Annotated in this window: 24 protein-coding genes; 7 read left to right on the forward strand and 17 right to left on the reverse strand. The window is 70.2% G+C overall.

Annotated elements, in window-relative coordinates:
* Window positions 1-122: 122 nt before the first annotated feature.
* Window positions 123-1640, reverse strand: a complete 1518-nt coding sequence (gene hflX / locus MT347_RS10595) for a GTPase HflX (RefSeq protein ID WP_243500897.1) — start codon at window positions 1638-1640, stop codon at window positions 123-125.
* Window positions 1641-1742: 102 nt separating this feature from the next.
* Between hflX and MT347_RS10600 the strand changes: the two genes are divergently transcribed.
* Window positions 1743-2387 (forward strand): class I SAM-dependent methyltransferase, encoded by a 645-nt coding sequence (locus tag MT347_RS10600; protein WP_243500899.1) that lies wholly within the window; start codon window positions 1743-1745, stop codon window positions 2385-2387.
* 35 nt (window positions 2388-2422) lie between these two features.
* Here MT347_RS10600 and dapF read toward each other — a convergent pair whose 3' ends face one another.
* The 3 genes from dapF to miaB form a co-directional block, all read right to left on the reverse strand.
* Window positions 2423-3277, reverse strand: coding sequence for a diaminopimelate epimerase (gene dapF, locus MT347_RS10605; RefSeq protein WP_243500901.1), 855 nt, complete (start codon window positions 3275-3277; stop codon window positions 2423-2425).
* Between the two features lie 138 nt (window positions 3278-3415).
* Window positions 3416-4345, reverse strand: coding sequence for a tRNA (adenosine(37)-N6)-dimethylallyltransferase MiaA (gene miaA, locus MT347_RS10610; RefSeq protein ID WP_243500903.1), 930 nt, complete (start codon window positions 4343-4345; stop codon window positions 3416-3418).
* On the reverse strand, window positions 4342-5889 hold the full coding sequence (gene miaB / locus MT347_RS10615; protein WP_243500905.1) for a tRNA (N6-isopentenyl adenosine(37)-C2)-methylthiotransferase MiaB: 1548 nt from the start codon (window positions 5887-5889) through the stop codon (window positions 4342-4344). Before miaB ends, miaA begins: the two co-directional genes overlap by 4 nt.
* 162 nt (window positions 5890-6051) lie before the next feature.
* Here miaB and MT347_RS10620 point away from each other — a divergent pair, with 162 nt between their 5' ends.
* The gene (locus MT347_RS10620; RefSeq protein WP_243500907.1) at window positions 6052-8631 is read left to right on the forward strand and encodes a helix-turn-helix transcriptional regulator; all 2580 of its coding nucleotides are present in this window, start codon (window positions 6052-6054) and stop codon (window positions 8629-8631) included.
* A 102-nt stretch (window positions 8632-8733) separates the two neighbouring features.
* On the opposite strand, the gene MT347_RS10625 is transcribed toward MT347_RS10620, so the two are convergent.
* The 10 genes from MT347_RS10625 to dapA form a co-directional block, all read right to left on the reverse strand.
* Complete coding sequence (locus MT347_RS10625; RefSeq protein ID WP_243500909.1) at window positions 8734-9396, reverse strand: regulatory protein RecX; 663 nt, start codon at window positions 9394-9396, stop codon at window positions 8734-8736.
* A gap of 251 nt (window positions 9397-9647) precedes the next feature.
* Window positions 9648-10712 (reverse strand): recombinase RecA, encoded by a 1065-nt coding sequence (gene recA, locus MT347_RS10630; protein WP_243500911.1) that lies wholly within the window; start codon window positions 10710-10712, stop codon window positions 9648-9650.
* Window positions 10713-10995: 283 nt separating this feature from the next.
* Window positions 10996-11220: a DUF3046 domain-containing protein gene (locus tag MT347_RS10635; protein ID WP_243500913.1), complete on the reverse strand. Its 225-nt coding sequence runs from the start codon at window positions 11218-11220 to the stop codon at window positions 10996-10998.
* Between the two features lie 10 nt (window positions 11221-11230).
* Window positions 11231-11539, reverse strand: a complete 309-nt coding sequence (locus tag MT347_RS10640) for a helix-turn-helix domain-containing protein (protein ID WP_055957830.1) — start codon at window positions 11537-11539, stop codon at window positions 11231-11233.
* 172 nt (window positions 11540-11711) lie between these two features.
* A complete protein-coding gene (locus MT347_RS10645) occupies window positions 11712-12239 on the reverse strand; it encodes a CinA family protein (protein WP_243500915.1) in 528 nt (175 codons plus the stop codon).
* Window positions 12236-12823: a CDP-diacylglycerol--glycerol-3-phosphate 3-phosphatidyltransferase gene (gene pgsA, locus MT347_RS10650; protein ID WP_243500917.1), complete on the reverse strand. Its 588-nt coding sequence runs from the start codon at window positions 12821-12823 to the stop codon at window positions 12236-12238. The genes MT347_RS10645 and pgsA overlap by 4 nt, the downstream gene beginning before the upstream one ends.
* Window positions 12823-15534 carry a DNA translocase FtsK gene (locus MT347_RS10655; RefSeq protein ID WP_243500919.1) on the reverse strand — a complete coding sequence of 904 codons (2712 nt, stop codon included), beginning with the start codon at window positions 15532-15534 and terminating at the stop codon, window positions 12823-12825. The genes pgsA and MT347_RS10655 overlap by 1 nt, the downstream gene beginning before the upstream one ends.
* 50 nt (window positions 15535-15584) lie before the next feature.
* A complete protein-coding gene (locus MT347_RS10660) occupies window positions 15585-16076 on the reverse strand; it encodes a GNAT family N-acetyltransferase (protein WP_055957843.1) in 492 nt (163 codons plus the stop codon).
* A gap of 162 nt (window positions 16077-16238) precedes the next feature.
* Window positions 16239-17915, reverse strand: coding sequence for a ribonuclease J (locus MT347_RS10665; RefSeq protein ID WP_243500921.1), 1677 nt, complete (start codon window positions 17913-17915; stop codon window positions 16239-16241).
* Window positions 17916-17990: 75 nt separating this feature from the next.
* A complete protein-coding gene (gene dapA / locus MT347_RS10670) occupies window positions 17991-18968 on the reverse strand; it encodes a 4-hydroxy-tetrahydrodipicolinate synthase (protein ID WP_243500922.1) in 978 nt (325 codons plus the stop codon).
* A gap of 94 nt (window positions 18969-19062) precedes the next feature.
* On the opposite strand from dapA, the gene MT347_RS10675 reads away from it, so the two are divergent.
* On the forward strand, window positions 19063-19599 hold the full coding sequence (locus MT347_RS10675) for an NUDIX hydrolase (RefSeq protein ID WP_243500923.1): 537 nt from the start codon (window positions 19063-19065) through the stop codon (window positions 19597-19599).
* 73 nt (window positions 19600-19672) lie between these two features.
* Here MT347_RS10675 and MT347_RS10680 read toward each other — a convergent pair whose 3' ends face one another.
* The 3 genes from MT347_RS10680 to MT347_RS10690 are packed head-to-tail and all read right to left on the reverse strand — an operon-like array spanning window position 19673 to window position 21736.
* A complete protein-coding gene (locus MT347_RS10680; protein ID WP_243500924.1) occupies window positions 19673-20431 on the reverse strand; it encodes an SDR family oxidoreductase in 759 nt (252 codons plus the stop codon).
* Between the two features lies 1 nt (window position 20432).
* A complete protein-coding gene (locus tag MT347_RS10685; protein WP_243500925.1) occupies window positions 20433-20930 on the reverse strand; it encodes a dihydrofolate reductase in 498 nt (165 codons plus the stop codon).
* Entirely contained in the window at window positions 20927-21736 is an 810-nt protein-coding gene (locus MT347_RS10690) for a thymidylate synthase (protein WP_243500926.1), read from the reverse strand. The genes MT347_RS10685 and MT347_RS10690 overlap by 4 nt, the downstream gene beginning before the upstream one ends.
* A gap of 174 nt (window positions 21737-21910) precedes the next feature.
* Here MT347_RS10690 and MT347_RS10695 point away from each other — a divergent pair, with 174 nt between their 5' ends.
* From MT347_RS10695 to MT347_RS10710, 4 genes are all read left to right on the forward strand, one after another.
* Window positions 21911-22348 carry a thioredoxin family protein gene (locus tag MT347_RS10695; protein ID WP_243500927.1) on the forward strand — a complete coding sequence of 146 codons (438 nt, stop codon included), beginning with the start codon at window positions 21911-21913 and terminating at the stop codon, window positions 22346-22348.
* Entirely contained in the window at window positions 22341-22913 is a 573-nt protein-coding gene (locus tag MT347_RS10700) for a DUF4395 domain-containing protein (RefSeq protein WP_243500928.1), read from the forward strand. Before MT347_RS10695 ends, MT347_RS10700 begins: the two co-directional genes overlap by 8 nt.
* 104 nt (window positions 22914-23017) lie before the next feature.
* Entirely contained in the window at window positions 23018-23443 is a 426-nt protein-coding gene (locus MT347_RS10705) for an OsmC family peroxiredoxin (RefSeq protein ID WP_243500929.1), read from the forward strand.
* Complete coding sequence (locus MT347_RS10710) at window positions 23436-24356, forward strand: TIGR01777 family oxidoreductase (RefSeq protein WP_243500930.1); 921 nt, start codon at window positions 23436-23438, stop codon at window positions 24354-24356. The genes MT347_RS10705 and MT347_RS10710 overlap by 8 nt, the downstream gene beginning before the upstream one ends.
* Window positions 24357-24418 lie beyond the last annotated feature (62 nt).

Here is a 24418-nt window from a genome sequence, read left to right on the forward strand (position 1 = left end):
CGTCCCGTCGCGCTGCACGGAGGCGTGGGACTGCAGCTCCGTGCGAGGCCGCGACACTCGCACGAGCCGACAAGACGGAGAACCCCGCTCACGAGACGTGAGCGGGGTTCTCCGGGTCGCGATCAGGCGGCGAACTGTTCCAGTTCCGCGGCAAGACGAGCCCCCACGTGCGCGTGCAGGAACGTCCCGGTCTCGCGGTGTTCCTGAGCCAGGATGAGCCCGCTCTCGTGCACAGCCGAGACCAGGTCGCCGCGATCGTACGGAACCACCGCCTGCACCTCGACCGCCGGCAGCGGGAGAGCCTCCTCGATCACGGCGCGGAGTTCGTCGATGCCCTCGCCGGTGCGGGACGACACGAAACTGGCGTCGGGGGCGAGCCCGCGCAGCACGAGACGCTCATCCTCGGTCACCAGATCGGCCTTGTTGAAGACGACGATCTCCCGGCCGAAGTTCGCGTTCACGTCTCCCATCACGTCGCGCACCGTCAACAGCTGTGCGGCCGGGTCGGGGTGCGAGGCATCGACGACGTGCAGGATGACATCGGCGTCGCCGACCTCCTCCAGGGTCGACCGGAACGCCTCGACGAGCTGGTGCGGGAGGTTGCGCACGAAGCCCACCGTGTCGGTGAGCGTGTAGACGCGACCGTCGGTCGTCTCGGAGCGGCGGACCGTGGCATCCAGGGTCGCGAACAGGGCGTTCTCGACCAGCACACCCGCGCTCGTGAGGCGGTTCAGCAGGCTCGACTTGCCCGCGTTGGTGTAGCCGGCGATGGCGACCGAGGGGATCGTGTGGCGCTTGCGGTCGGCGCGCTTGGCCTCGCGAGCGGGGGCGAAGTCGCGCAGCTGCTTGCGCAGCAGCGCCATCTTCGTGCGGATGCGACGACGGTCGAGTTCGATCTTCGTCTCACCGGGTCCGCGCGAGCCCATGCCCGCACCGCCCGCACCGACCTGTCCGCCGGCCTGGCGCGACATCGAGTCACCCCAGCCGCGCAGGCGCGGCAGGAGGTACTCCAGCTGGGCCAGCTCGACCTGCGCCTTGCCCTCGCGGCTCTTGGCGTGCTGGCTGAAGATGTCGAGGATGACCGTCGTCCGGTCGATCACCTTCACCTTCACCACGTCTTCGAGCGCGCGCCGCTGGCTGGGCGCGAGCTCGGTATCGGCGATCACGGTGTCGGCGCCGACAGCAGCGACGATGTCGCGCAGCTCGGCCGCCTTGCCGCGCCCGACATAGGTCGCGGGATCCGGATGGGGTCGACGCTGCAGCACGCCGTCGAGCACGACCGCGCCGGCCGTCTCGGCCAGGGCCGACAGCTCGCGCAGCGAGTTCTCGGCATCCGTCTGCTCCCCCTGCGGGTGCACGCCCACGAGAACGACGTTCTCGAGGCGCAGCTGGCGGTATTCGACCTCGGTGACGTCTTCGAGCTCGGTGGAGAGCCCGGCGACGCGGCGGAGCGCGGCGCGTTCCTCGCGGTCCCACTGGTCGCCGTCGGCGTCGCCGCCGTACGCGGTGGTGGCGTCTTGGAGCGCCTGCGCTGCGCCGAAGACCCGGACCCCGCGGTGCGCTTCGGCGCGCGAGAGCACGCGGTCCACCGGGTCCACCGGCGACGCGTCGATGCTCGGGGGTGTGGTCTGTTCGGTCATGTGTTCCTTTCGGCCGCGGACCTGGCCGCGGTGGATGTATCTCGGTGTTCTGGAACTTTATCCGTCCCGACGCCCGAGGGGTCGGTCGGATATCCTGGCGTGATGGGGAGCGAGCACTACTTCAGCGCGTCGCCGTCGAGTCCCGAACAGCTCCGCCGCATCAGCGTGACGCTCGCCGGTCGTGAACTCGAGGTGGTCACAGCGGGCGGCGTCTTCAGCCCCGACCATGTGGATGCCGGAACCTCGGTGCTGCTCGCCAACACCCCTCCCCCTCCCGCCGGTGGGCACTTCCTCGACCTGGGGTGCGGGTGGGGTCCGATCTCGATGTCACTGGCGCTCGCTTCACCGCACGCGACCGTCTGGGCGGTCGACGTCAACGAACGGGCTCTCGATCTCGTGAGGCGCAACGCGCAGTCGCACGGCCTCACGAACATCAACGCCGTACGCCCCGAGGATGTTCCCGACGGGGTGTCGTTTCGCACCATCCGCTCCAACCCGCCCATCCGCGTGGGCAAGAACGAACTGCACGGGATGCTGCAGCACTGGATCCCGCGCATGACGGAGCGTTCCGACGGGTGGTTCGTCGTTCAGCGCAACCTCGGTTCCGATTCGCTGCAGCGATGGCTCGCCGCAACTTTCGCCGACGGCTACAGCGTGCACCGGGCCGCGACGGGCCGCGGGTTCCGCGTGCTGTGCGTGCGCCGCCACGGGTCGCCGCTGAGCGAGCCCATCGACATCGTCGCCTGACGGGGGGCGGGGTCGGTGCGGCGAAGGACGGGACCTCAGGCCAGCGCGACCTCGCCGGTGAACACCAGCGACGCCGGCCCCGACAGCAGTGCCCGATCGCCCGACACCCGCACGCCCAGGGTGCCGCCCGGTGTGTCGACGACCCAGTGATCGGGGGCTGCCGCACCCGCCCAGTGCCGAACGGCGAGGGCCGCTGCGGCGACGCCGGTGCCGCAGCTCAACGTCTCGCCGACGCCGCGCTCGAACACGCGCAGACGGATCGCTCCGACGCCTTCGCGGACGAGCGGGTCGGCGGGGACGACGAACTCCACATTCGCCCCGTGGCGAGGAGCCGGATCGAGCACGGGCTGGTAGGCCAGATCGAGGCCGTCGAGTTCGGCATCCGACGACAGGGCGACCACCACGTGCGGATTGCCCACGTCGATGCCGACACCGGGGCGTGCCACCGGCAGTCCCTTCGCGCGGACGAGGGTCTCGGCGGCATCCACCGCGAACACCCCGAGGTCCACCTCGAAGCCTCGGTCGCTGCGCGTGAGCGTCTTGACCCCGGCGCGCGTGCCGATGCGCAGTCCCTCATCGATCGACGCCAGACCGGTGTCGGTGAGGTAGCGCGCGAACACCCGCGTGCCGTTGCCGCACATCTCGGCCTTCGAGCCGTCGGCGTTGCGGTAGTCCATGAACCACTCGGCACCGGATGCCGCGGCATCCGCTCCCTCGACGATCGCCGTCGAGTGCACGACCCGTAGCAGCCCGTCGGCGCCGATGCCGAAGTGCCGGTCGCACAGGGCCGCGATCTGCGCGTCGGAGAGATCGAGCTCTCCGTCGGGATCGGCCACCACCACGAAGTCGTTGCCGGTGCCGTGGCCCTTGGTGAACGGGAGAGTCGCCATGTGTTCAGTCTAGGGAGCGGCTCGCCGCATCCGCTCCGCGGTGGGAGCCGAGGGCGTCGTTCCGGCCGTCGGCGACCGCGTCCTTCGATCAGCCGAGGGCGGCACCCTCTCGCCGCGTGGGCTCTGCGCGGAAGACGCTCACGGACGAGCCCCCTCGACGGATGCCAGAGAGCGCGCGTCCGTGGTGCGCGCATCGAGCCACCGGGTTCTGTCATATCGACGGAACCACGACACCTGGCGGCGGGCGTAGCGCCGCGTCAGCGCCTGGGTCTCGGCGACGGCTTCATCGCGCGTCATCTCACCGCGCACCTGCGCCAAGGCTTGGGCGTATCCGATCGCCCGCGCCGCGGTGACACCGTCTTCCAGGCCCTCCGCCCGGAGAGCCTCCGCCTCCTCGACGAGACCGGACTCCCACATCTGCTCCACACGGGCGTCGAGCAGGGGGACGAGTTCGTCGCGATCGATCGCCGTGCCCAGGATGCGCGTGCGCGGATGCCACGACAGCGGCGTGGACGGCAACGCTCCCCCGTGCGTCGCAGAACCCTGCGCGAGCACCTCGAGCGCCCGCACCACGCGACGGCCGTTGCGCGCATCGATGCGTTCGGCGGCGACCGGGTCGGCCTCGCGCAACCGCGCGTAGAGCGCGCCCGCACCCTCGCTCTCGAGCTGCGCCTCGAGCCGCGCACGGAGCGCCTCATCGCGCGGCGGGAAGCGGAAGTCCCAGAGCACGCTCGAGACGTAGAGCCCCGACCCCCCGACGAGGATCGCGTCCGCCCCGCGGCGGTGGAGCCCGTCTATCGCCGTGCGGGCGGCATCCTGATACCAGGCGACCGCGGCCTCCTGGGTGACGTCGAGGGCGTCGAAGAGATGATGGGGGATGCCGCGACGCTCGGCGATCGGCACCTTGGCCGTGCCGATGTCCATGCCGCGGTACAGCTGCATGGCGTCGGCGTTGACGATCTCGGCCGGGCGACCCCGAGCGGCCAGCGCGTCGGCGAGATCGAGGGAGAGTCCGGTCTTGCCGGTGCCCGTCGCGCCGACGACCGCCCAGAGGACCGGCTCGGTCACACGCCGACGCGGAGAGTGGGAAGACCCAGCGAGATCGCGCGCGGTGCGCCGGTCTCGCCCGCGGACGCGGGAACCCCGCACGACTCGGCCTGCGCGCGGTCCCAGGCGTCGCCGGCGAGCGTGCGGCGGATGCGCAGGGGTGCCCCGTCCGGAGCATCGGCGAGCAGATGGAAGGGGGCGGCGTGAGTCACCGTCGCCGACACCACGTCGCCGGGACGCGGTACGGGCGAGCCAGGGGGCAGCTCGACGTGGACGAGCCGGTTGTCTTCGGCGCGCCCCGTGAGGCGGTGGGTCGCGGCATCCTTCTTGCCCTCACCCGCCGACACGAGCACCTCGAGGGTGCGCCCGAGCTGCTTCTGGTTCTCTTCGGTCGAGATGCGGTCCTGCAGCGCCGCGAGACGCTCGTAGCGCTCTTGCACGACGGCCTTGGGCACCTGGTCGGGCATCGTCGCGGCAGGAGTGCCCTCGCGGATGGAGTACTGGAACGTGAAGGCGCTCGAGAACCGCGACGCTTCGACGACGCGCAGGGTCTCCTGGAAGTCCTCCTCGGTCTCGCCGGGGAAACCGACGATGATGTCGGTCGTGATCGCGGCGTGCGGGATGCGGTCGCGCACGCGATCGAGGATGCCGAGGAACTTCTCACTGCGGTAGGAGCGGCGCATTGCCTTCAGGATGCGGTCGGAGCCGGACTGCAGCGGCATGTGCAGCTGCGGCATGACCGCCGGGGTCTCGGCCATCGCGGCGATGACGTCGTCGGTGAAAGCGGCGGGGTGGGGACTCGTGAAGCGGATGCGCTCCAGTCCATCGATCTCGCCCGCGGCGCGCAGCAGCTTGCCGAACGCGAGGCGGTCGCCGAACTCCACACCGTACGAGTTCACGTTCTGGCCGAGGAGCGTCACCTCGATGGCACCGTCGTCGACGAGCAAGCGGATCTCGTTCAGGATGTCGCCGGGCCGACGGTCCTTCTCCTTGCCGCGGAGGCTCGGGACGATGCAGAACGTGCACGTGTTGTTGCATCCGACCGAAATCGACACCCACCCGCTGTGCACGGAGTCCCTCTTGGTCGGGAGGGTCGAGGGGAAGATCTCGAGCGACTCGAGGATCTCGAGCTCGGCCTCGCCGTTGTGGCGCGCGCGCTCGAGCATGCCCGGGAGCGAACCCATGTTGTGGGTGCCGAACACCACGTCGACCCACGGGGCCTTCTGCTGGACGACGTCCTTGTCCATCTGGGCCAGGCACCCGCCGACGGCGATCTGCATGCCCGCGTGCGCGTCCTTACGCGATTTCAGATGACCGAGGGTTCCGTAGAGCTTGCCGGCGGCGTTGTCGCGCACGGCGCAAGTGTTGATGACGATGACGTCGGCTTCGGTGCCGGTGTCGGCGCGCACGTACCCCGCGCTCTCGAGCGAACCGGAGAGACGCTCGGAATCGTGCACGTTCATCTGGCATCCGAACGTTCTGACTTCGTACGTACGCGGCCCCTGGGCGCTTTGTGCGGCGGCGGACGGCGCGATCAGCGTCGGGGTGGAAACGGGGGTGGTCATGATGCGTGCAAGTCTAAGCGGCCCGCCCGACGGGTGCGCGGGCCGGTCGGCCTGTCCGGTGGCGCGTTTCGGGCACAAGGGTGCGCGCCCGGGACGGACCGTCGCGCGCCGTTGCCGATACGGTGAGCAGTATCGCGGCACTACGGGGTGCCAAGGGGGAGCATGGACAGCGACCGAACGACGCCGCGCCCGGCCAGCAGGTCCGGTGCGGACGGGGATGCCGCGGCCTGGGCCGCGCGAGTCCTCGGCGGGAGGTCGCTGCTCGTGGCGGGCCCCCGGGGTAGCGGCCGTAGTCACCTTCTGCGCGCCATCGGCGCGGAAGTCGAACGCCGCGGCGGTGAGGCGATCACCGTTCGGCCCGCGTCGGCATTGTCGACGCGCCCCTTCGGCGCACTCGATGCGACCCTGCACCCGGCGGTGGACGCGATGCGCGACTCGTCGGAGGGCGACGCCGTCGTGGACGGAGTGCTCATCGTCGACGACATCGAGCTGCTCGACGCCGCGTCGGCTCACGCGATCGCGCGCGCGGTGGCATCCCGGACCCTGACCGCCGTGCTCGCCTTCCGCACCGCACGCCCCCGGGATCTCGCATTCGCCGACGACGCGGACGAGGCGCGCCGTCGACTACGGAACCTCTGGGTGGAGGGTCTGGCGCATCGCGTCGACCTTCCCGAGCTCAACGACGAAGACGCGTTCGGCCTCCTCGACGCCTTCCCCGAGGCCGGTGTCCTCGACAGCGCGACACGCGCCGGGCTGGTGTGGCGCGCCGACGGGTCACGGGCCCTCCTCCGGCACCTCGTCCTGCACGCCGCGAACGACGCCGACGCCGGTCGCGACCCCCTCGACGCGCTTCGGACGATCCCCCCGCACAGCCGGCTCGCCGTCGCCCTCGAGCGACACGTCGCCGAGATGCCGGTGGCCGACCTGGAGAGCCTCGCCGGCATCCGACGCCTTCCCCATCTCGAGACCGCCACGGCGACCCGCTTGTTCGACGCCGACAGCATCCAGTCACTCGTCGCGCGCGGGCTCCTCCACGCCGATCCCTCAGCCGAACGCCGCCTCACCGCGAACGACCTCGTCGCCCAGGAGGCTCAACGTCGACTCGGCCCCAGCCGCATCGACGCCCTTGTCGCCGCCGCCGGTCGGCGGATGCTCGCCGAGGCCGATGAGTGGTGGAGCCCTTCCGTCGCCGTCACGGTGGCCCAGCGCTGGCACCGCCTCGGGTCGGACCTCTCGGGCGAGACCGCGCACTCCCCCGCGGTGCGCTCGCGCATCGCCCTGGACGCCGCCCGAGAGGCCACCCGCCGCGGCGACGCCGCGCACGCCGCCGCATACGCCGCTCGCGGCGTCAGGGCGGCCGAGATCCCCCCTCTCCGCTCGGAGGCCGAGTCCGGGACGCAGTCGGATGCCGCCGCCGACGGCCGGACCACCGACCAGGGTGACGATGTCGGGCTGCGTCGACGCGACCCCCGCTCCCTCCCGGGAGGCGAGGGCACCACCCACCGCGGGGCGACCGCGCCTGACCATGTCCTCGCCGACTCCCTCGTCGAGGAGCTTCTGGCCCAATCGGCGCGAGAGGGCGCGTGCCTCGACTGGACCGCGGCCGCCGAGACCGCGGGACGCGCCGTCGCACACTCGGGGGCAACGCCCGCGATGCGCCTGCGCGCGCTCGTGTCGGCGGGCACGGCCGAAGCGTTCGCCGGGCGCTGGCGTCAGGCGCAGGTCTCCTATCGCGGGGTCGAACGGACGCTCGACGCGCGGCAGTCTCCCGACGGGCTCGTGGCACGGGACCGCCTCACCGCCCTGATGTTCATGCTGGCCGGTCATCAGATCGCCGGAGCCGACGGGACGGACGTGCACGCCCGTCTGGAGCGCGAGATGGCGAGGACGGCGCGCGAGGGCGAAGGCGCGGAGCTGACACTCGCGGGAGCGGCAGCCGCGATCGCCTTCGCGGGGGCGGGCCGGGCGGTCGAGTCCCGCCGCGAGCTGACCTCGGCGATGTCGCGCACGCCGTCTGCGGTCACCGACCCCGATGCCGTGATGATCGAGTTGGGGGTGGCCGACGAGCTCGCGCTCGCCGGCCGGCTCGACGAGGCTCGCGCGATCCTCGCTCGCCTTGAGGAACAGGACGCGCCTCTCCTGCAACGCAGCCGCCTCTACGTGCAGACGACGCTCTTCGCCGCGGAGGGCAGCCACGACGCCGCTCGTGTCGCGGCTCGCGCCACGGCGGAGATGACGCGGGGACGCCCCGCCGCGGCCCTGCGCATCCGCGACCTGTTCCGGCTGACCGCCCTGGGAGCGGCGAGCGGCGACGAAGTCGACGAGCTCACACGGCTGGCCGCGACCACCGACCTGCCCCTGGCCGCCGAGGTCGTCCGGCGCGCGGCGGCACGTTCGACGGAGGAGAACGGACGACCGGTCGACGAGCTGCGGCTGCACGCTCTCTGGTCGATGCGCGAGACTCCTCCGGCGACCCACCCGGATGCCGTGGTCGACCTCCCCCGCCCACCGGAGCCCGGGGTTCCGCCGGGCGATTTGACCGCACGAGAGCGCGAGATCGCGCTGATGGCCGACGAGGGACTCACGAACCGCGAGATCGCGGCGAGGCTGTTCCTGTCGGTGCGGACGGTCGAGTCGCACATCTATCAAGCACGCGCGAAAGTGGGTGCAGCCTCCCGGGTGGAACTGGGGCACCTCGTGGCATCGGGCGTCGTTCGTGACAGGACGAGGCCGGCACCCTGATTCGCGGGCGCGTGGAGCGGAGCACCCCGTCGGCGCGGACGCGGGATTCTGGACGGAGCCCGTACGGATCCCTCCCCGAGACGTGCAGGGACCCCTGTCACGTCACTCGTCGGGCGAGAAACGCACCCCTGACGCGGGTCGCGCGAAAGAACGCGATCGCCCGATACCGGCCTCTTGCAGTGCCGCACGAGCCGCCGTGAGGGCGACCGACGAGGGATACCCTCGGCGGGCCAACTGGCCGCCCAGACGGCGGAGAGCCGCCTCGTACTCGACCCCTTCGACCCCGCGGACCTTCGACCGTGCGAACTCGAGCGCTCGTTCGGCGTCGTCGTCGGGGAGCGCCGCAAGGGCGACCTCGGCGATGTCTCGCGGGATGCCGCGCTTGCGCAAGGTCTCGGCGACGGCTCGACGGCCCTCCCCCCGCTTCTCGACGGCCGACATCGCGAGCTGCTCGGCGAAGATCGCGTCGTCGAGATAGCCGAGGTCGACGAAACGGTCGATGATCTCCTCGACGAGGAGGTCGTCCGCCCCCTCTACACCGCGAACCACGCCCCGCGCCTCGGAGATCGACAACGACCGCGACCGCAGCTTGCGCAGAAGCACTGCCTCAGCGCTCTGCCGAGCCTCTTCCGTCGCCGCGACCTCATCGAGGCCGTCAGCGGGTATCGCAACGGCCTCACCGACGGAATCGCCTCCCCGGGAGCCGTCGACGGTGGCGTCGATGTTGCGCAGGGGCCGCAGCCGAGGGCGCTTCGCAGCGGACACGACCGCGTGAGCGGCAACGTCGTCGGAAGCGAATGCGCTATCTCGACCCGTCGACGGGTGCTCGGCGGAAGAGCGTCCGCGGGACCCGAACAAAGGGATGACCGGCGCGAGATCCTCGCCCGCTGCTGATCGCGGGAGTCCGTGAAGGATCCGCTGACTGTCGCCTGTCACCTCCGGAGCTCCGCCGGCTTCGTGGTCGTCGCCCGTTCCTGGGAACGAGCGACGACCCGAACCGTTACCGTCGTCGGTCATCAGGCCGGTCGACGTGCAGCCAGCTCGTCGTCGGCGGAACCGGCGGCGGGGACGGCGGGCGCGGCGGCCGCACCGATACCGAGCTTCGTCTTGATCTTCGTCTCGATCTCTGCCGCGACATCAGGGTTCTTGATCAGGAAATTACGGGCGTTCTCTTTACCCTGGCCGAGCTGCTCACCGTCGTAGGTGTACCACGCGCCGGACTTCTTCACGATGCCATGCTCCACGCCGAAGTCGATCAGGCTGCCTTCACGAGAGATGCCGATCCCGTAGATGATGTCGAACTCGGCCTGCTTGAAGGGCGGAGCCATCTTGTTCTTGACGACCTTCACACGAGTGCGGTTACCCACGGCCTCGGTCCCGTCTTTCAGGGTCTCGATGCGGCGGATATCGAGACGGACCGACGCGTAGAACTTCAGCGCCTTTCCGCCGGCGGTGGTTTCGGGAGAGCCGAAGAAGACACCGATCTTCTCGCGCAGCTGGTTGATGAAGATGGCCGTGGTCTTGGTGGTGTTCAGACCGCCGGTGAGCTTGCGCAGCGCCTGGGACATCAGTCGCGCCTGGAGACCGACATGCGAGTCTCCCATTTCGCCCTTGATCTCGGCCTCGGGCACGAGGGCTGCCACGGAGTCGATGACGACCAGGTCGATGGCGCCGGAACGGATCAGCATGTCGGCGATCTCGAGCGCCTGCTCGCCGGTGTCGGGCTGCGACACGAGGAGGGCATCGATGTCGACCCCGAGCTTCTTGGCGTACTCGGGGTCGAGCGCGTGCTCCGCATCGATGAAGGCGGCGATCCCTCCGGCACGCTGCGCATTGGCGATCGCGTGCAGCGTGAGCGTTGTCTTTCCCGAGGACTCCGGGCCGTAGATCTCGATGATGCGGCCGCGCGGGAGCCCGCCGATCCCGAGAGCGGCATCGAGGGCGATCGATCCGGTCGGGATGGTCTCGATCGGGGCTCGTTCGTCGCTACCCAGTCGCATGACCGAGCCTTTTCCGAACTGCCGGTCGATCTGTGCAAGGGCCGACTCGAGTGCTTTTTCGCGCTCTGCGGGTGAGGGCATGACGTCTTCTTTCTGCTCGCGTTCCGGTCGCCTATAGGCTGTCGCGCCTCCCACCGACGGTGGGGGTACCCGACAAGGCGTTCAGGTGTCGTTCGACGTTCTCCACGTTAGGGAGGGCCTCCGACATTGACGTCCGAAGCCAGCCCCGTTGGGGAGGACTGCGCCACTTTCCCTGTTGTGTAGGAGCCTACGCCCGGGTCGAACGTAGTTTCGATGACACGCCGGGAAACTATGTACGAATGCGCAGACGGGCGTCGACACGACCCCCCTCGCGCTCCAGCGCTCAGGAACGACGCGGCTCGCGTCGGCCGACCCCGTAGCGACGGTTTTCGGGCACGTCGGTCTCGTCGCACAGGGCCAGCCAGATCTCACGCGGCTCGATACCCGCTGCCAGCGCATCGGCACCCGTGCGGCCGCCTACGGCCGCCAGGACGAGATCGGTCAACAAGGACCCACCGCGCGCTCCGAACTCGTCGGCGACGGCGCGATCGAACTCGCTACGACGCATGCACGGAGAGTCAGCGCAACGACAACTCGGGCTCGACGGAGGCGACGAGCTCGTCGGGAACGACATCGGGGAAGGTCTGCAGGCCTTCGAGCACGGAGAGCCGATCGCCGACCTGCCGCATGATGGTCGAGATGGGCACGTCGAGCGCCTCGGCCACCGAGGCGAGGATCTCGCTCGAGGCCTCCTTCTGACCGCGCTCGACCTCGCTGAGGTAGCCGAGAGCGACGCTCGCGCGGCTGGCGACCTGGCGGAGGGTGCGCCCCTTCTGCTGGCGGAGGTCACGCAGGACTTCGCCGATCTCTTGACGAACCAGGATCATGTAGGGGCCCTCCTCACTGCTGATTCCGTCGTTGTCCGAGTGGACAACTGTAAACACCGTCTGTGGTCACCCTAATGCCGCGCGCTGTGCACCGGATGGGAATCGCTGGAGCAAACCGGGTTGTGCAATCATTTGTTCCCGCCTTTCCGGGGCGCTGTCGGTCGGCCGGAGGTCAGAGGGCCGCGAGGGTGCGCCGGATGGCGAGATGTGCCGTCTCGCGGCGTATGCGCTCGCGATCCCCGGCGATCACCAGCGAGTCGACACGCGTGCCGAGCGGCGTCGACACAGCGATGTGCACCGTACCCACGGGCTGTCCGTCTTGCTCGTCCGGACCCGCGACACCTGTCGTCGCGATTCCCACATCGGCGGCGACGCCGTTGCGCCCCAGCACGTCGCGCACGCCGCGCGCCATCTGCCGCGCGACACGGGGATGGACGGCGCCGTGCGCCTCGAGGAGCGCCTCATCCACGCCGAGCAGGTCGTGCTTCACGTCGGTCGCGTACGCCACCACTCCCCCGCGCACGGCACGCGACGCACCCGGGATGTCGACGAGAGTGGAGACGACGAGCCCACCCGTCAGCGACTCGGCGACGGCGATCGTCCACCCGAGTTCGCCGAGACGCTCGAGCAACAGTGCGGCGCTCTCTCGGGGAGTGCGCACGACGGTCTCGTCGAAGTCCTCGGGGATGCTGTCGATCATCGGCCGTGGCGACCCTTGCGCGCCGCGCGCACCTCGGTGACGACATAGTCGATCCCCGACGCGATCGTCAGGATCACGGCGGCTGTCATGGTGATCACGCTCACCCACCAGACTCCGGCCTGCCAGGCCGCGGCATCCGAGAGACTCGCCAGCGGCAGCAGCGCCAGGGAGAGGGCGACGGCCTGGAAGACGGTCTTGAGCTTGCCCATCCACGCCGCAGCGAGGACGTGGTCGTTGACCACGATGAACCGATAGACCGTGATGCCGATCTCGCGCACGAGGACGACGATCGTCACCCACCAGTCGAGTTCACCCAGGATCGACAGGCCCACGAACGCGACGCCCGTGAGCGCCTTGTCGGCGATCGGGTCGAGGAGCTTGCCGAGATCGCTGACGATGTCGTACCGGCGCGCGATGTAGCCATCGATGCCGTCGGTGGCGATGGCGACGATGAAAAGCACCGCGGCCGCCCAGCGCAGCCCGCCCCCCGCACCCCCGTCGGCCAGGAGGAGCCACAAGAAGATCGGCGCGCACAAGATGCGGGCGACCGTGATCGCATTGGGCAGCTGCGGATGAACGGCCATCAGTCACGTCCCGTCAGGTGCCAGGCGTCTTCGGATCCCTCGTCGTCGTCGGAGACGACCGGGAGTCCGTCGTACTGCGCTTCGATGGGGTCGACGCCGTAGCGGTCGTCGGCCTCGGCCGCCACGGGGGCCGCGGGGGCCTCGTCGCCGCGCAGGCGTGCCATCACGGCCGGCAGCTGCTCGTTCGTCACGAGGACATCGCGGGCCTTGGAACCCTCGGAGGGACCGACGATCTCTCTCGACTCGAGAAGGTCCATCAGACGCCCGGCCTTCGCGAACCCCACGCGGAGCTTGCGCTGCAGCATCGACGTCGACCCGAACTGGGTCGACACCACGAGTTCGGCGGCGGCGAGGAGCAACTCGAGGTCGTCGCCGATGTCGGCGTCGATCTCTTTCTTCTCCGCCGCGACCTGCACGTCGGAGCGGTACTCGGGTCGTGCTTGCTGGGTGACGTGGGCGACGACCTTCTCGATCTCTTGCTCGCTCACCCACGCGCCCTGGACGCGGACCGCCTTCGAGGCCCCCATCGGGAGGAACAGCCCGTCACCCTGGCCGATCAGGCGGTCCGCGCCCGGCTGGTCGAGGATGACGCGAGAGTCCGTGACGCTCGTCACCGCGAAGGCGAGGCGCGAGGGCACGTTGGCCTTGATGAGTCCGGTCACGACGTCGACCGACGGTCGCTGCGTGGCCAGAACAAGGTGGATACCGCTGGCACGGGCGAGCTGGGTGATGCGCACGATCGAATCCTCGACGTCGCGCGGCGCGACCATCATGAGATCGGCGAGCTCGTCGACCACGACGAGGAGGTACGGGTAGGGCTTGAGCACGCGCTCGCTCCCCGCGGGGAGCTTCAACTCGCCCGCGACGACGGCTCGGTTGAAGTCATCGATGTGTCGGAACCCGAACGACGCGAGGTCGTCGTAGCGCATGTCCATCTCTTTGACGACCCACTGCAGCGCCTCGGCGGCTTTCTTCGGGTTCGTGATGATGGGAGTGATGAGGTGCGGGACGCCGGCGTAGGACGTGAGCTCGACCCGCTTGGGGTCGATGAGCACCATGCGCACGTCTGCCGGCTTCGCGCGCATGAGCAGGCTCGTGATCATCGAGTTGACGAAGCTGGACTTGCCGGAACCGGTCGAACCGGCGACGAGCAGGTGGGGCATCTTCGCGAGGTTGGCCACCACGAAGCCGCCGCCGACGTCTTTGCCCACGCCGATGGTCATGGGGTGGGTCGAGGCGGACGCGGCATCCGATCGGAGGATGTCGCCGAGGGTGACGATCTCGCGATCCGCGTTGGGGATCTCGACGCCGATCGCGCTCTTGCCCGGGATCGGCGCGAGGATGCGCACCTCGTTCGAGGCGACCGCGTAGGCGATGTTGTTCGTCAACGCGGTGATGCGCTCGACCTTGACGCCCGGTCCGACCTCGATCTCGTACTGCGTGACCGTCGGTCCGCGAGAGAACCCGGTCACGCGCGCGTCGACCTTGAACTGCTCCATGACGTTCTCGATCGCCGCGACGACGGCGTCGTTGGCGGCGGAACGCGCCTTCGGTGGCGTGCCGTTCGCCAGCGCGGTCACGGCCGGGAGACGGTAGGTCGCCGAGGGCGGCGCGCCGGCGCTGTCGCCGCCGAGTCCGGAGATGCCGGGCAACTCGTCGTCGTCGAGCCCCTCGTCGAGGGGCGAGTCGTCGTGGAGTCCTCGACCGGATGCCGCCGCCTGGAGGACGCGCGGGTCGAAGACCTCTGTCAGTGCGTCAGGGGCCGGGGGCCGCGGTGGCGTCGACACGGGCGGGGTGACCGGTTCGGGGTCCACGACAGGGGACTCGAAGCCGCCCTGCGGCGTACCCGGCGACAACAGTTCGGTGAGGTCGTCGGATCCGAGCGTGGAATCGGGGTCCTCCTCGCGCCCGGACTTGTTGCGTCGCCACCAGGGCAGAGACTTCTCGCCGGGCGCGTCGGCGTCATCGTCGACCGGGAGCGCCTTGGTCGCGGGATCCGGCCGCTCGCTGCGTTCGACCCCGAACATCCACGCGTACAGCTCGCCGAGCCGTCGACCGATGCGGTTGGGAGGCGTTTTCGTCAGAATGAGCACGCTGAGGACGGCGAGCAGCGACAGGGCGATGTAGGCGCCCACGTCTTGGAGGACGAGGGCGAGGGGCTCACCGACGATCCACCCGGCGATGCCGCCCGCCGGGCTCAGAGCGGGAAGACCGCCTTGGTTGGGCACGGGGCGACCGCCCGCGACGTGGAGGAAACCGGCCAGGGTCACGACCAGCAGACCGAAACCGATGCCCACCCGTCCGTTGTCGTGCACCGAGGCGGGGTGGCGGAACAGCCAGCCCGCGAGAAGCAGCAACAGCACCGGCAGCACGAAGGCCACCCGCCCGACGAGGGCGCCGAAGCTGTAGGCGCTGATGATCGCCGCGGCATCCGTACCGATGAAGAACCACTCGACAACGGCCCCGATCACGGCGAGCACGACGAGGAAGAACGGAAATCCGTCGCGACGCTGATCGCGCTCGAGGGTCTCGGGGCCGAACGCGCGGAACATGCCACCGACGCCGTGGGCGACCGCCATCCAGGCGCGAACGGCTACCGCGGGCTTCTCGGGCTCGTCGACGTAGCGCTTGGGCGCGGGAGCGGGGGCCTTGGACCGCGCTGACCCCTTCGCGGGGGCGCGGCCGCCAGACGGGGACGAGGTACGAGCCATTCCTCCACGGTAGGCGGCACCTCCGACATTCGCTCGCACCGACGCGGGGTTCAGCCCAGCCGCTTGACCATGGCGTCGCGTCCGATCCCGCGGCGGACGACCGCGAACCCCTCAGACCGGTACAGCGAGACCGCGTAGTTGTCGCGCTCGACGCTCAGGCTGATGCGCGCGTACCCCTCGCCGCGGGCGTGGTCGGCGAGCCGCCGCAGCAGGGCGCGGCCGATCCCGTGGGCTCTCCACACCGGCCGTACGCCGATGATCAGTTCGGGGACACCGGTGCCGACCCACCCGAAACCGGGCTCGTCACGGGGCAGCATGCGATACCACGCGGCGCCTACCGGCTCGCCGCCGGGAGACTCGGCGATGAACCCGGCGTCGCCGGGACGAAGCCAGCCGGCGATGTACCTGCTGTACTCCGGGCTGCTGATGATCTCGTGGCGTGGACGTGCGGCGCCGGCACGCCAATTGGCGGCCTCGACGGCCATGTCGGCCAGGAACACGCCGTCAGACCGGAGCGCCGCGCGGATCGGGAGAGCGGGCATGCCCGCATGATAGCGACAAGCGACGGTCGCGGAAGAACGGCCATGTCCGCAACGCAGCCGCACCCTCGCACCACCCGGCCCGCACGGAGCGACCACCGACGCGGGCCGCCGGCCGCGGAGACGACGAAGCGCCGCGGGCGAACCCGCGGCGCTCGATGCCGATCAGGCCTCGATGACCATCGGCACGATCATCGGCCGACGACGGAGCGACTGATTGACCCAGCGACCGATGGTGCGGCGCACGACCTGCTGAAGCGCGTGGTTGTCGCGGACGCCGGACTTCGCCGCTTCGGCGAGAGCGGCCGCGATCTTCGGCTTGACGCTGTCGAAGACCTTGTCGTCCTCGGCGAACCCGCGCGCGTGGATCTCCGGACCCGAGATGATCTTCCCGGTCGCCGAGTCGACGACGACGATCACCGAGATGAAGCCCTCCTCGCCCAGGATGCGGCGGTCCTTGAGGTCGGCATCCGTGATCTCCCCCACCGACGAGCCGTCGACGTAGACGAATCCGATGTCGACCTGGCCGACCACCCGGGCGACGCCGTCGCGGAGGTCCACCACGGTGCCGTTCTCGCCGAGGATCGTGTTCTCCTCCGGGATGCCGGTCTCGCGAGCGAGCTTGGCGTTCGCCATGAGGTGGCGGTACTCGCCGTGCACGGGCAGGACGTTCTTGGGCTTGAGGATGTTGTAGCAGTAGAGCAGCTCACCCGCGGCGGCGTGACCCGACACGTGCACCTTGGCGTTGCCCTTGTGCACGACCGTGGCGCCGAGCTTGGTCAGCCCGTCGATCACGCGGTAGATCGCGTTCTCGTTCCCGGGGATCTGGCTGGATGCCAGGATGATCGTGTCGCCCTCGCCCGGCTCGATCGCGTGATCGAGGTTCGCCATGCGGCTGAGCACCGCCATGGGCTCGCCCTGCGAACCGGTCGACATGTAGACGATCTTGTCGTCGGGAAGGTCGCGGGCCTTCTTGTAGTCGATCAGCACCCCCTCGGGGACGTTGAGGTAGCCGAGGTCGGCGGCGATGCCCATATTGCGCACCATGCTGCGACCGAGCAGCGCCACGCGCCGGCCGTTCGCGTGCGCGGCGTCGAGCACCTGCTGCACGCGGTGCACATGGCTGGAGAAGCTCGCGACCACCACGCGGCGCGGCGCCTTGGCGATCACCTGGTCGAGCACCGGGCCGATGCCCCGCTCCGTGGGCGTGAACCCGGGCACGTCCGCGTTGGTGGAGTCCACCAGGAACAGGTCGACGCCCTCTTCGCCGAGTCGCGCGAAGGCGCGCAGGTCGGTGATGCGGCCGTCGAGCGGCAGCTGGTCCATCTTGAAGTCGCCGGTGGCCAGCACCAGGCCCGCGGGCGTACGGATGGCGACGGCGAGCGCGTCGGGGATCGAGTGGTTGACCGCGACGAACTCGAGGTCGAAGGGCCCGACCTTCTCGTGCTGCCCCTCTTTCACCGTGAGCGTGTAGGGGCGGATCCGGTGCTCCTTGAGCTTCGCCTCGATGAGCGCGAGCGTGAGGCCCGAACCGATCAGGGGGATGTCGCCCTTGAGCTTCAGCAGATAGGGAACGGCACCGATGTGGTCTTCGTGCCCGTGGGTGAGCACGACGCCGACGACATCGTCGAGGCGGTGCTTGATGGGCTCGAAGTCGGGCAGGATCAGGTCGACGCCGGGCTGGTGCTCCTCGGGGAACAGCACGCCGCAGTCGACGACGAGAAGCTTGCCCTCGTACTCGAAGACGGTCATGTTGCGACCGACCTCGCCGAGGCCGCCGAGCGGGATCACGCGGAGCGTGCCCGGAGCGAGAGCGGGGGGATCGTAAACGGTCGTGGGCATAGTGCCTCCTCGGACGCCACCGCGTGGCATCCCTTGGTGTGGCGTCCCTGGCCGCGGTTCGGCGGACGCCGATGTCTATCGCGTTGTGCCGTGCACCTTCGGCAGGGCACCACCGGCGGCCGCGTTGCGGTCGGGGCGGAAGTTCGAGAAGTCGGCGCCGGCCACGTTTTTAACGAGGGCGAGCTCGTCTTCGATGACGGCGGCCTCCCACTCCTCCGGACCGACGAGGGGCAGGCGGACGCGCGGGCTGCCAATCCGTCCGAGCCCGTGGAGGATGTACTTCGCCGCGACGGTGCCGGGCACGTGCGTCATGACTGCCCGCACCAGCGGTTCGAGGCCCTTGTGCGCGGCGGTGGCGGATGCCAGATCGCCCGCGTTGACGGCATCCACGATCGTGCGGTACGGAGCCGCAGCGATGTTCGCGGTCACGCCGATGAGACCCGAGGCGCCGATCGCGAGGTGCGGGAGCACGTTGGCGTCATCGCCCGAGAAATACATCAGGTCGGTCTGGTTGAGCACGCGGCTGACCTCGCTGAAGTCGCCCTTGGCGTCTTTGATGGCGAGGATGTTCGGGTGCTTGGCCAGGCGCAGAATCGTCTCGTACTTGATCGGCACGCCCGTGCGGCCGGGGATGTCGTAGAGGATGACCGGCAGATCGGTCGCGTCGGCGACCAGGCGGAAGTGCGTGAGGATGCCGGCCTGCGTCGGCTTGTTGTAGTACGGCGTGACGATCATGATGCCGTCGGCCCCGGCCTTCTCGCTGGCCTTGTAGAGCTCGATCGCGTGCGCGGTCTCGTTCGAGCCGCCGCCCGTGATGATCTTGGCGCGACCCGCCGCGACGTCTTTGCCGACCTCGACCAACCGCAGCTTCTCGGGGTCGGTGAGGGTGGAGGTCTCCCCCGTCGTGCCCGTCACGACGATTCCGTCGGCACCGGCGCTGACGACGTCGTCGATGTGCTTCTCGGTGGCCGGCCAATCGACTTCGCCGTCGGCGGTCATCGGGGTGATGAGCGCGACGAGCACCTGACCGAAGGGATTGGCGGAGTGCGTCATGGTCCCAGGTTATCGGTTCGACGCCCCCCATCCCCGGCGGGCCGCCGCTCGGGGGTGAATAATCCGTGACGGCACCGCCGCCTAGGGTGGCGGCATGGCCTGGATCACCCGAGCGTCGCGCACCGTCTACGAGAACCGCTGGATCCACGTCCGCGAGGACGAGGTCACCGGTCCTCACGGCGACGGCATCTACGGGGTCGTGCGGATGCAGCATCCCGCGGTCTTCGTGATCGCGCTCGACGAACAGAACCGCGTCTGCCTCATCGAGCTCGACCGCTACACGACCGGGCGCTCCGTCGAGGTTCCGGCCGGAGGGTCGGACGGGGAGGATCCTCTGGCGGCCGCGCAGCGGGAGCTGCTCGAAGAGACCGGCATCACGGCCTCCGAATGGGAACTGCTCGGGCGGATGAATGCGCTCAACGGGATCGCGGACGCCCCCGAACACGTCTTCCTCGCGCGGGGTCTGACGGCGACGGATGCCGCGACCTCGCAGCGCGAGGAGGGCATCGACGCCGTACGGTGGGTGCCCTTCGCCGAGGCGCTCGACCTCGTCGCCGACGGGACGATCGCCGACGGAGAGACCATCGCGGCACTGGCGTTCGCGGGTATCCGGCTGGGGCGCTTCCGCTGAGGACGGCCCGGCGGGCGGGCCATCGCAGGACGACACGTCCGGCGATCCCGCTGGGGATGGCCCGACGGGCGAGTCAGCGTCCGCGCGCGGCCGCCCGCACCACGACGCGGTCGGGAAGCACGCGCGAACCCGCCACCAGCAGCGCGTATCGCCACGACGGCACGCTCACCGAGCGCCCCCGCGCGGCGGCCCGCAGCCCCTCTCGCACGACGGTGGCCGCGTCGAGCCACAGTCCGGGCGCGACGCCCTCGTGGCCGGGGGCGAGGCCGAGACGCTCATGGAAGTTCGTGTGCACGAAGCCGGGGCACACCGCCGTGACCGTGACGCCGCGCGGGCGGTAGACGACGTTGGCCCAGCGGCTGAACGAGATGAGCCAGCCCTTCGCTGCACCGTAGGTTCCGCGCGGCACGAAACCCGCGACCGAGGCGACGTTGACGATGCGCCCGCTCCCCCGCTCGAGCATCGCCGGTAGCGCGGCGCGCGTGAGGCGCATCGCCACCTCGACGTGCAGGCGCAGGTGGCGCACCTCGTCGTCGATCGGGTTCTGCTCGAACCGCAGGTCGAGACCGAATCCGGCGTTGTTCACGAGCACGTCGATGTCACCGCTGCGCAGTCGCTTCTCGACGGCCGCGAGTTCCCCGTCGTCGAGCAGGTCGGCGACCAGCACCTCGACGCGCCGACCGTGCGTCTCACGCACGTCGGCGGCGACGACGTCGAGGGCCGCGCGATCGCGGGCGACGAGGACCAGGTCGGCGCCGCGCGCGGCGAGCTGCCGAGCGAACTCGGCGCCCAATCCCGAACTCGCTCCCGTGATCAGCGCCGCGCGGGCCATGTCATCCCTCTCGCCGGTACGTCTCGAACCGGTACCGGATGCCGCTGCGCGAGGTGTGCCAGCCGTCGTCGGGGTCAGCGGCGACCCGGCGCCACCCCTCTTTCGATGGGGCGACGGTGTCGCCGTCGACCTCGAGATCGAGGCGCGTCACCTCGAGCACGTCGGCCCGGGCGATGGCGGCGGCGTACAGCATTCCGCCGCCGATGACCCAGGTGTGCTCGCCGGCGGCCAGCGCCAGGGCGTCGTCGAGCGAGCCCGCGCGCTCCGCACCCGCGGCTGTCCAGTCGGCGGCGCGGCTGACGACGATGTTGCGCCGGCCGGGGAGCGGGCGGAACCGCGGCGGCAGCGATTCCCACGTGCGTCGACCCATCACCACATCGGCGGTGCCGGTCACCTGGCGGAAGTGCGCCATGTCCTCGGGGACGTGCCACGGCATCCCGCCCCCGGAGCCGATCACGCCGCCCTGCGCCTCGGCCCAGACCAGACCCAGCGAGGTCATACCGCAACGGCCCCGTGGATGGCGGGATGGTGCTGGTATCCCTCGACAACGATGTCGTCGTAGAGGTAGTCGAAGATCGACGCCGGCGTGCGGGCGAAGCGCAGCGTGGGGTACGGGTAGGGCTCTCGCGAGAGCTGTTCGGCGACCTGCTCGCGGTGGTTGTCATAGACGTGGCAGTCACCGCCGGTCCACACGAACTCGCCGGGTTCGAGGCCCGTCTGCTGCGCCACCATGAGGGTGAGCAGCGCGTACGAGGCGATGTTGAAGGGCACGCCGAGGAACATGTCGGCGCTGCGCTGGTAGAGCTGGCACGACAGCTTGCCGTCGGCCACGTAGAACTGGAAGAGCGCATGGCACGGGGCGAGCGCCATGTCGGGGATGTCGGCCGGATTCCACGCCGACACGATGAGCCGCCGCGAGTCGGGATCGCGACGGATCTGCTCGATCACCTGGGCGATCTGGTCGATCGTCCCGCCGTCGGCGGTCGGCCACGACCGCCACTGGACGCCGTACACCGGCCCGAGCTCGCCCTCGGCGTCGGCCCACTCGTCCCAGATCTTGACCCCGTTGTCTTTCAGCCAGGACACGTTGGACTCGCCCCGCAGGAACCACAGGAGTTCGTACACGATCGACTTCAGGTGCACGCGCTTGGTCGTGATCAGCGGAAAGCCGTCCGCGAGATCGAAGCGGATCTGCCGGCCGAACACGCTGGTCGTGCCGGTGCCCGTGCGATCGGACTTGTGCACGCCCGTCGCGAGTACGTCGCGGAGCAGGTCTTCATACGGGGTCAGGATGTCGGCTGTCACGCGTTCACGATACCCGCGTGAGTGCCGCGAGGAGGGTCCGCGCACGGCACCGGGGACGGACTCCGGCTGGGGAGGAGGGATGCCGGTGCGCCGCCGCCGCGGAGACCCCGCGCTCGGCGTCATGCGGAGACTCATCGACCCCCGGCCCGTCCACGGGCATTAGCGTTGCGTGTCGTGGATCTGACTCCCTCGCTCGTCACGGCCGGCGTACTCGTCGCCCTGACGGTCGTCGTCGGCCTGACCCTGCGCCGCCGGCAGGGCCGCGCGCGAGCGGTCTCTTCGACCGAGGTCGTGGACCCCCGGAGCCTCGGTGCGGACGCGCTCGGCGAGCAGGCCACCCTGCTGCAGTTCAGCACGGAGATGTGCTCGCGCTGCCCGGGGGTGCACCGCCTGCTCTCCGCGATCGCCGACTCGCGCGGCGGCGTGCGCCATCTCGACGTGGACCTCACCCACCGCCCGGACCTCGCGCAGCGCTTCCGCGTCCTGCAGACACCCACCACCCTCGTCCTCGACCGACGGGGATCGATCCGCACGCGGTTCGGCGGGACCCCCGGCCGCGCCGTCATCGAACTCGAGCTCGACCGACTGCTCACGGAGGACACCCATGCCTGACGTCTCGCGCATCGACGCCCGCGGCCCCCGCTTCGCGGCATCCATCACCGCCGTCCTGCTGCTGGTCGCGACGGTGCTGAGCCTCATCGGGATCTCGACGCAGCGCGTCTCGGCCGGGTTCATCGCCGTCCAGCCGTCCTCGGGAGCGACGCTGGCCCCGGACGCGTGGGCCGTGTCGGCCCTTCCCCTGCTCGCGCGAACGACCGACCCCGGATTCCTCCTGCTGCTCGTCGTCGCCCTGCTCTTCGTCTGGGGGGTCGCCTCGCCCCGAACCGCCCCGTGGGGCGTCCTGTACCGACGGGTGATCCAGCCGCGCCTGTCGCCCCCGACCGAGTTCGAAGACCCGCGTCCGCCGCGCTTCGCGCAGGGCGTCGGCCTCTTCGTGACCGTGCTCGGCCTGCTGCTGCATCTGGCCGGAGTCCCGTGGTCGCTGCCGATCGCGGCCGCGATGGCCTTCGTCGCCGCGTTCCTGAACGCCGTGTTCGGTCTGTGCCTCGGATGCCAGCTGTACCTCGTGCTCCAGCGTGCGGGCCTCGTCGGACGACGTGGTCCGGTCGCCGCCTGAGCCTTCCCTCGACGCAGACTGTCAAGGCCCGCCTCGCCCCGGTGACCCTCATTAGGCTGGCCGCGTCGCGGTCATCGGGACCGCATGAGATCACGGAGGTTCCCATGGCCGTCACGAGCGAAGCAGCCACCGCCTGGAAGGGCAGCCTGTTCGAGGGATCGGGTGAGGTCACCTTCACCTCCTCGGGCATCGGCACGTTCGACGTGAACTGGAAGGCGCGGAGCGAGGGATCGAGCTCGGTCACCACGCCCGAAGAACTGCTCGCCGGTGCCCACTCGGCGTGCTTCAGCATGGCGCTGTCGAACGCCCTCGCCGACAACGGGACGCCGCCGGAGTCCGTCGACACGACCGCATCGATCACCTTCAAGCCCGGCACCGGCATCACCGGCAGCCACCTCAACGTCAACGCGGTCGTGCCCGACCTCGACGACGAGACGTTCCAGAAGATCGCCGCCGACGCCAAGGCCAACTGCCCGGTCTCGCAGGCGCTCTCGGGCATCGACATCACCCTCGAGGCCACGCTTGCCTGAGACCCCCGCCCGACGCGTCGTCATCGCCGGCGCGTCGGGCCTCATCGGCTCCGCCCTCGTCGACTCGTTGCGCGGCGACGGAGTCCAGGTCACCTCACTGGTGCGCCACGCTCCGCAGAGCCCGCACGAGGTGCAGTGGCTGCAGGACGCCGCTCCGCTCGACCCCGACGTCATCGCCGGCGCCGACGCGGTGGTCTGCCTCAACGGCGCCTCGATCGGCCGCTTCCCCTGGACGCCGTCGTACAAGAGCACGCTGCTGTGGTCGCGAATCACGCCGACCCGCACGCTGGCGACCGCGATGCGGGCGCTCGGCGACGACGCTCCCGCCCTGGTCAACGCCAGCGCGACGGGGTACTACGGCTCCCAGCCCGGCACGGTCCTCACCGAGACCTCTCCGCGCGGCGAGGGTTTCCTCGTCGACATCTGCGTCGACTGGGAGGAGGCCGCGCGTTCCGCGGGCGATCGCGCCCGTGTCGCCCTGTTGCGCACGGCGCCCGTCGTGCACGAACGGGGTGTGCTGAAGCCCCTCCTGCTTCTGACGAAGCTCGGCGTCTCCGGTCCGATCGGACGCGGCACCCAGGTGTGGCCGTGGATCACCCTCGACGACGAGGTGCGGGCCATCCGTCACGTCATCGACTCCGACCTCGCCGGCCCCGTGAACCTGACCGGTCCCACGCGGGCGACGGCGAACGACCTCGGTTTCGCGCTCGCGCGGCGGATGAATCGCCCCTACGTGCTGCGTGCCCCCGTCTGGGGCGTCAAGCTCGCGCTGGGCGCCGACGCGACGGAGGCTCTGCTGACATCGGACGCCGACGTGCGTCCCTCCGCCCTGGAAGACAGCGGGTTCGCCTTCACGCACCGCACGGTCGAAGAGGCTGTGGCCTCCGCCGTTCCCGCCCCTGCCGCGGAGTAGCGCGGCACGAGCCGAGGCCGGGCTTGCCGTCGCGCGCCGGGCGCGCCGCAGTGCGGCCCGGG

Source organism: Microbacterium sp. VKM Ac-2923, from assembly GCF_022815605.1.
Lineage (GTDB): Bacteria > Actinomycetota > Actinomycetes > Actinomycetales > Microbacteriaceae > Microbacterium.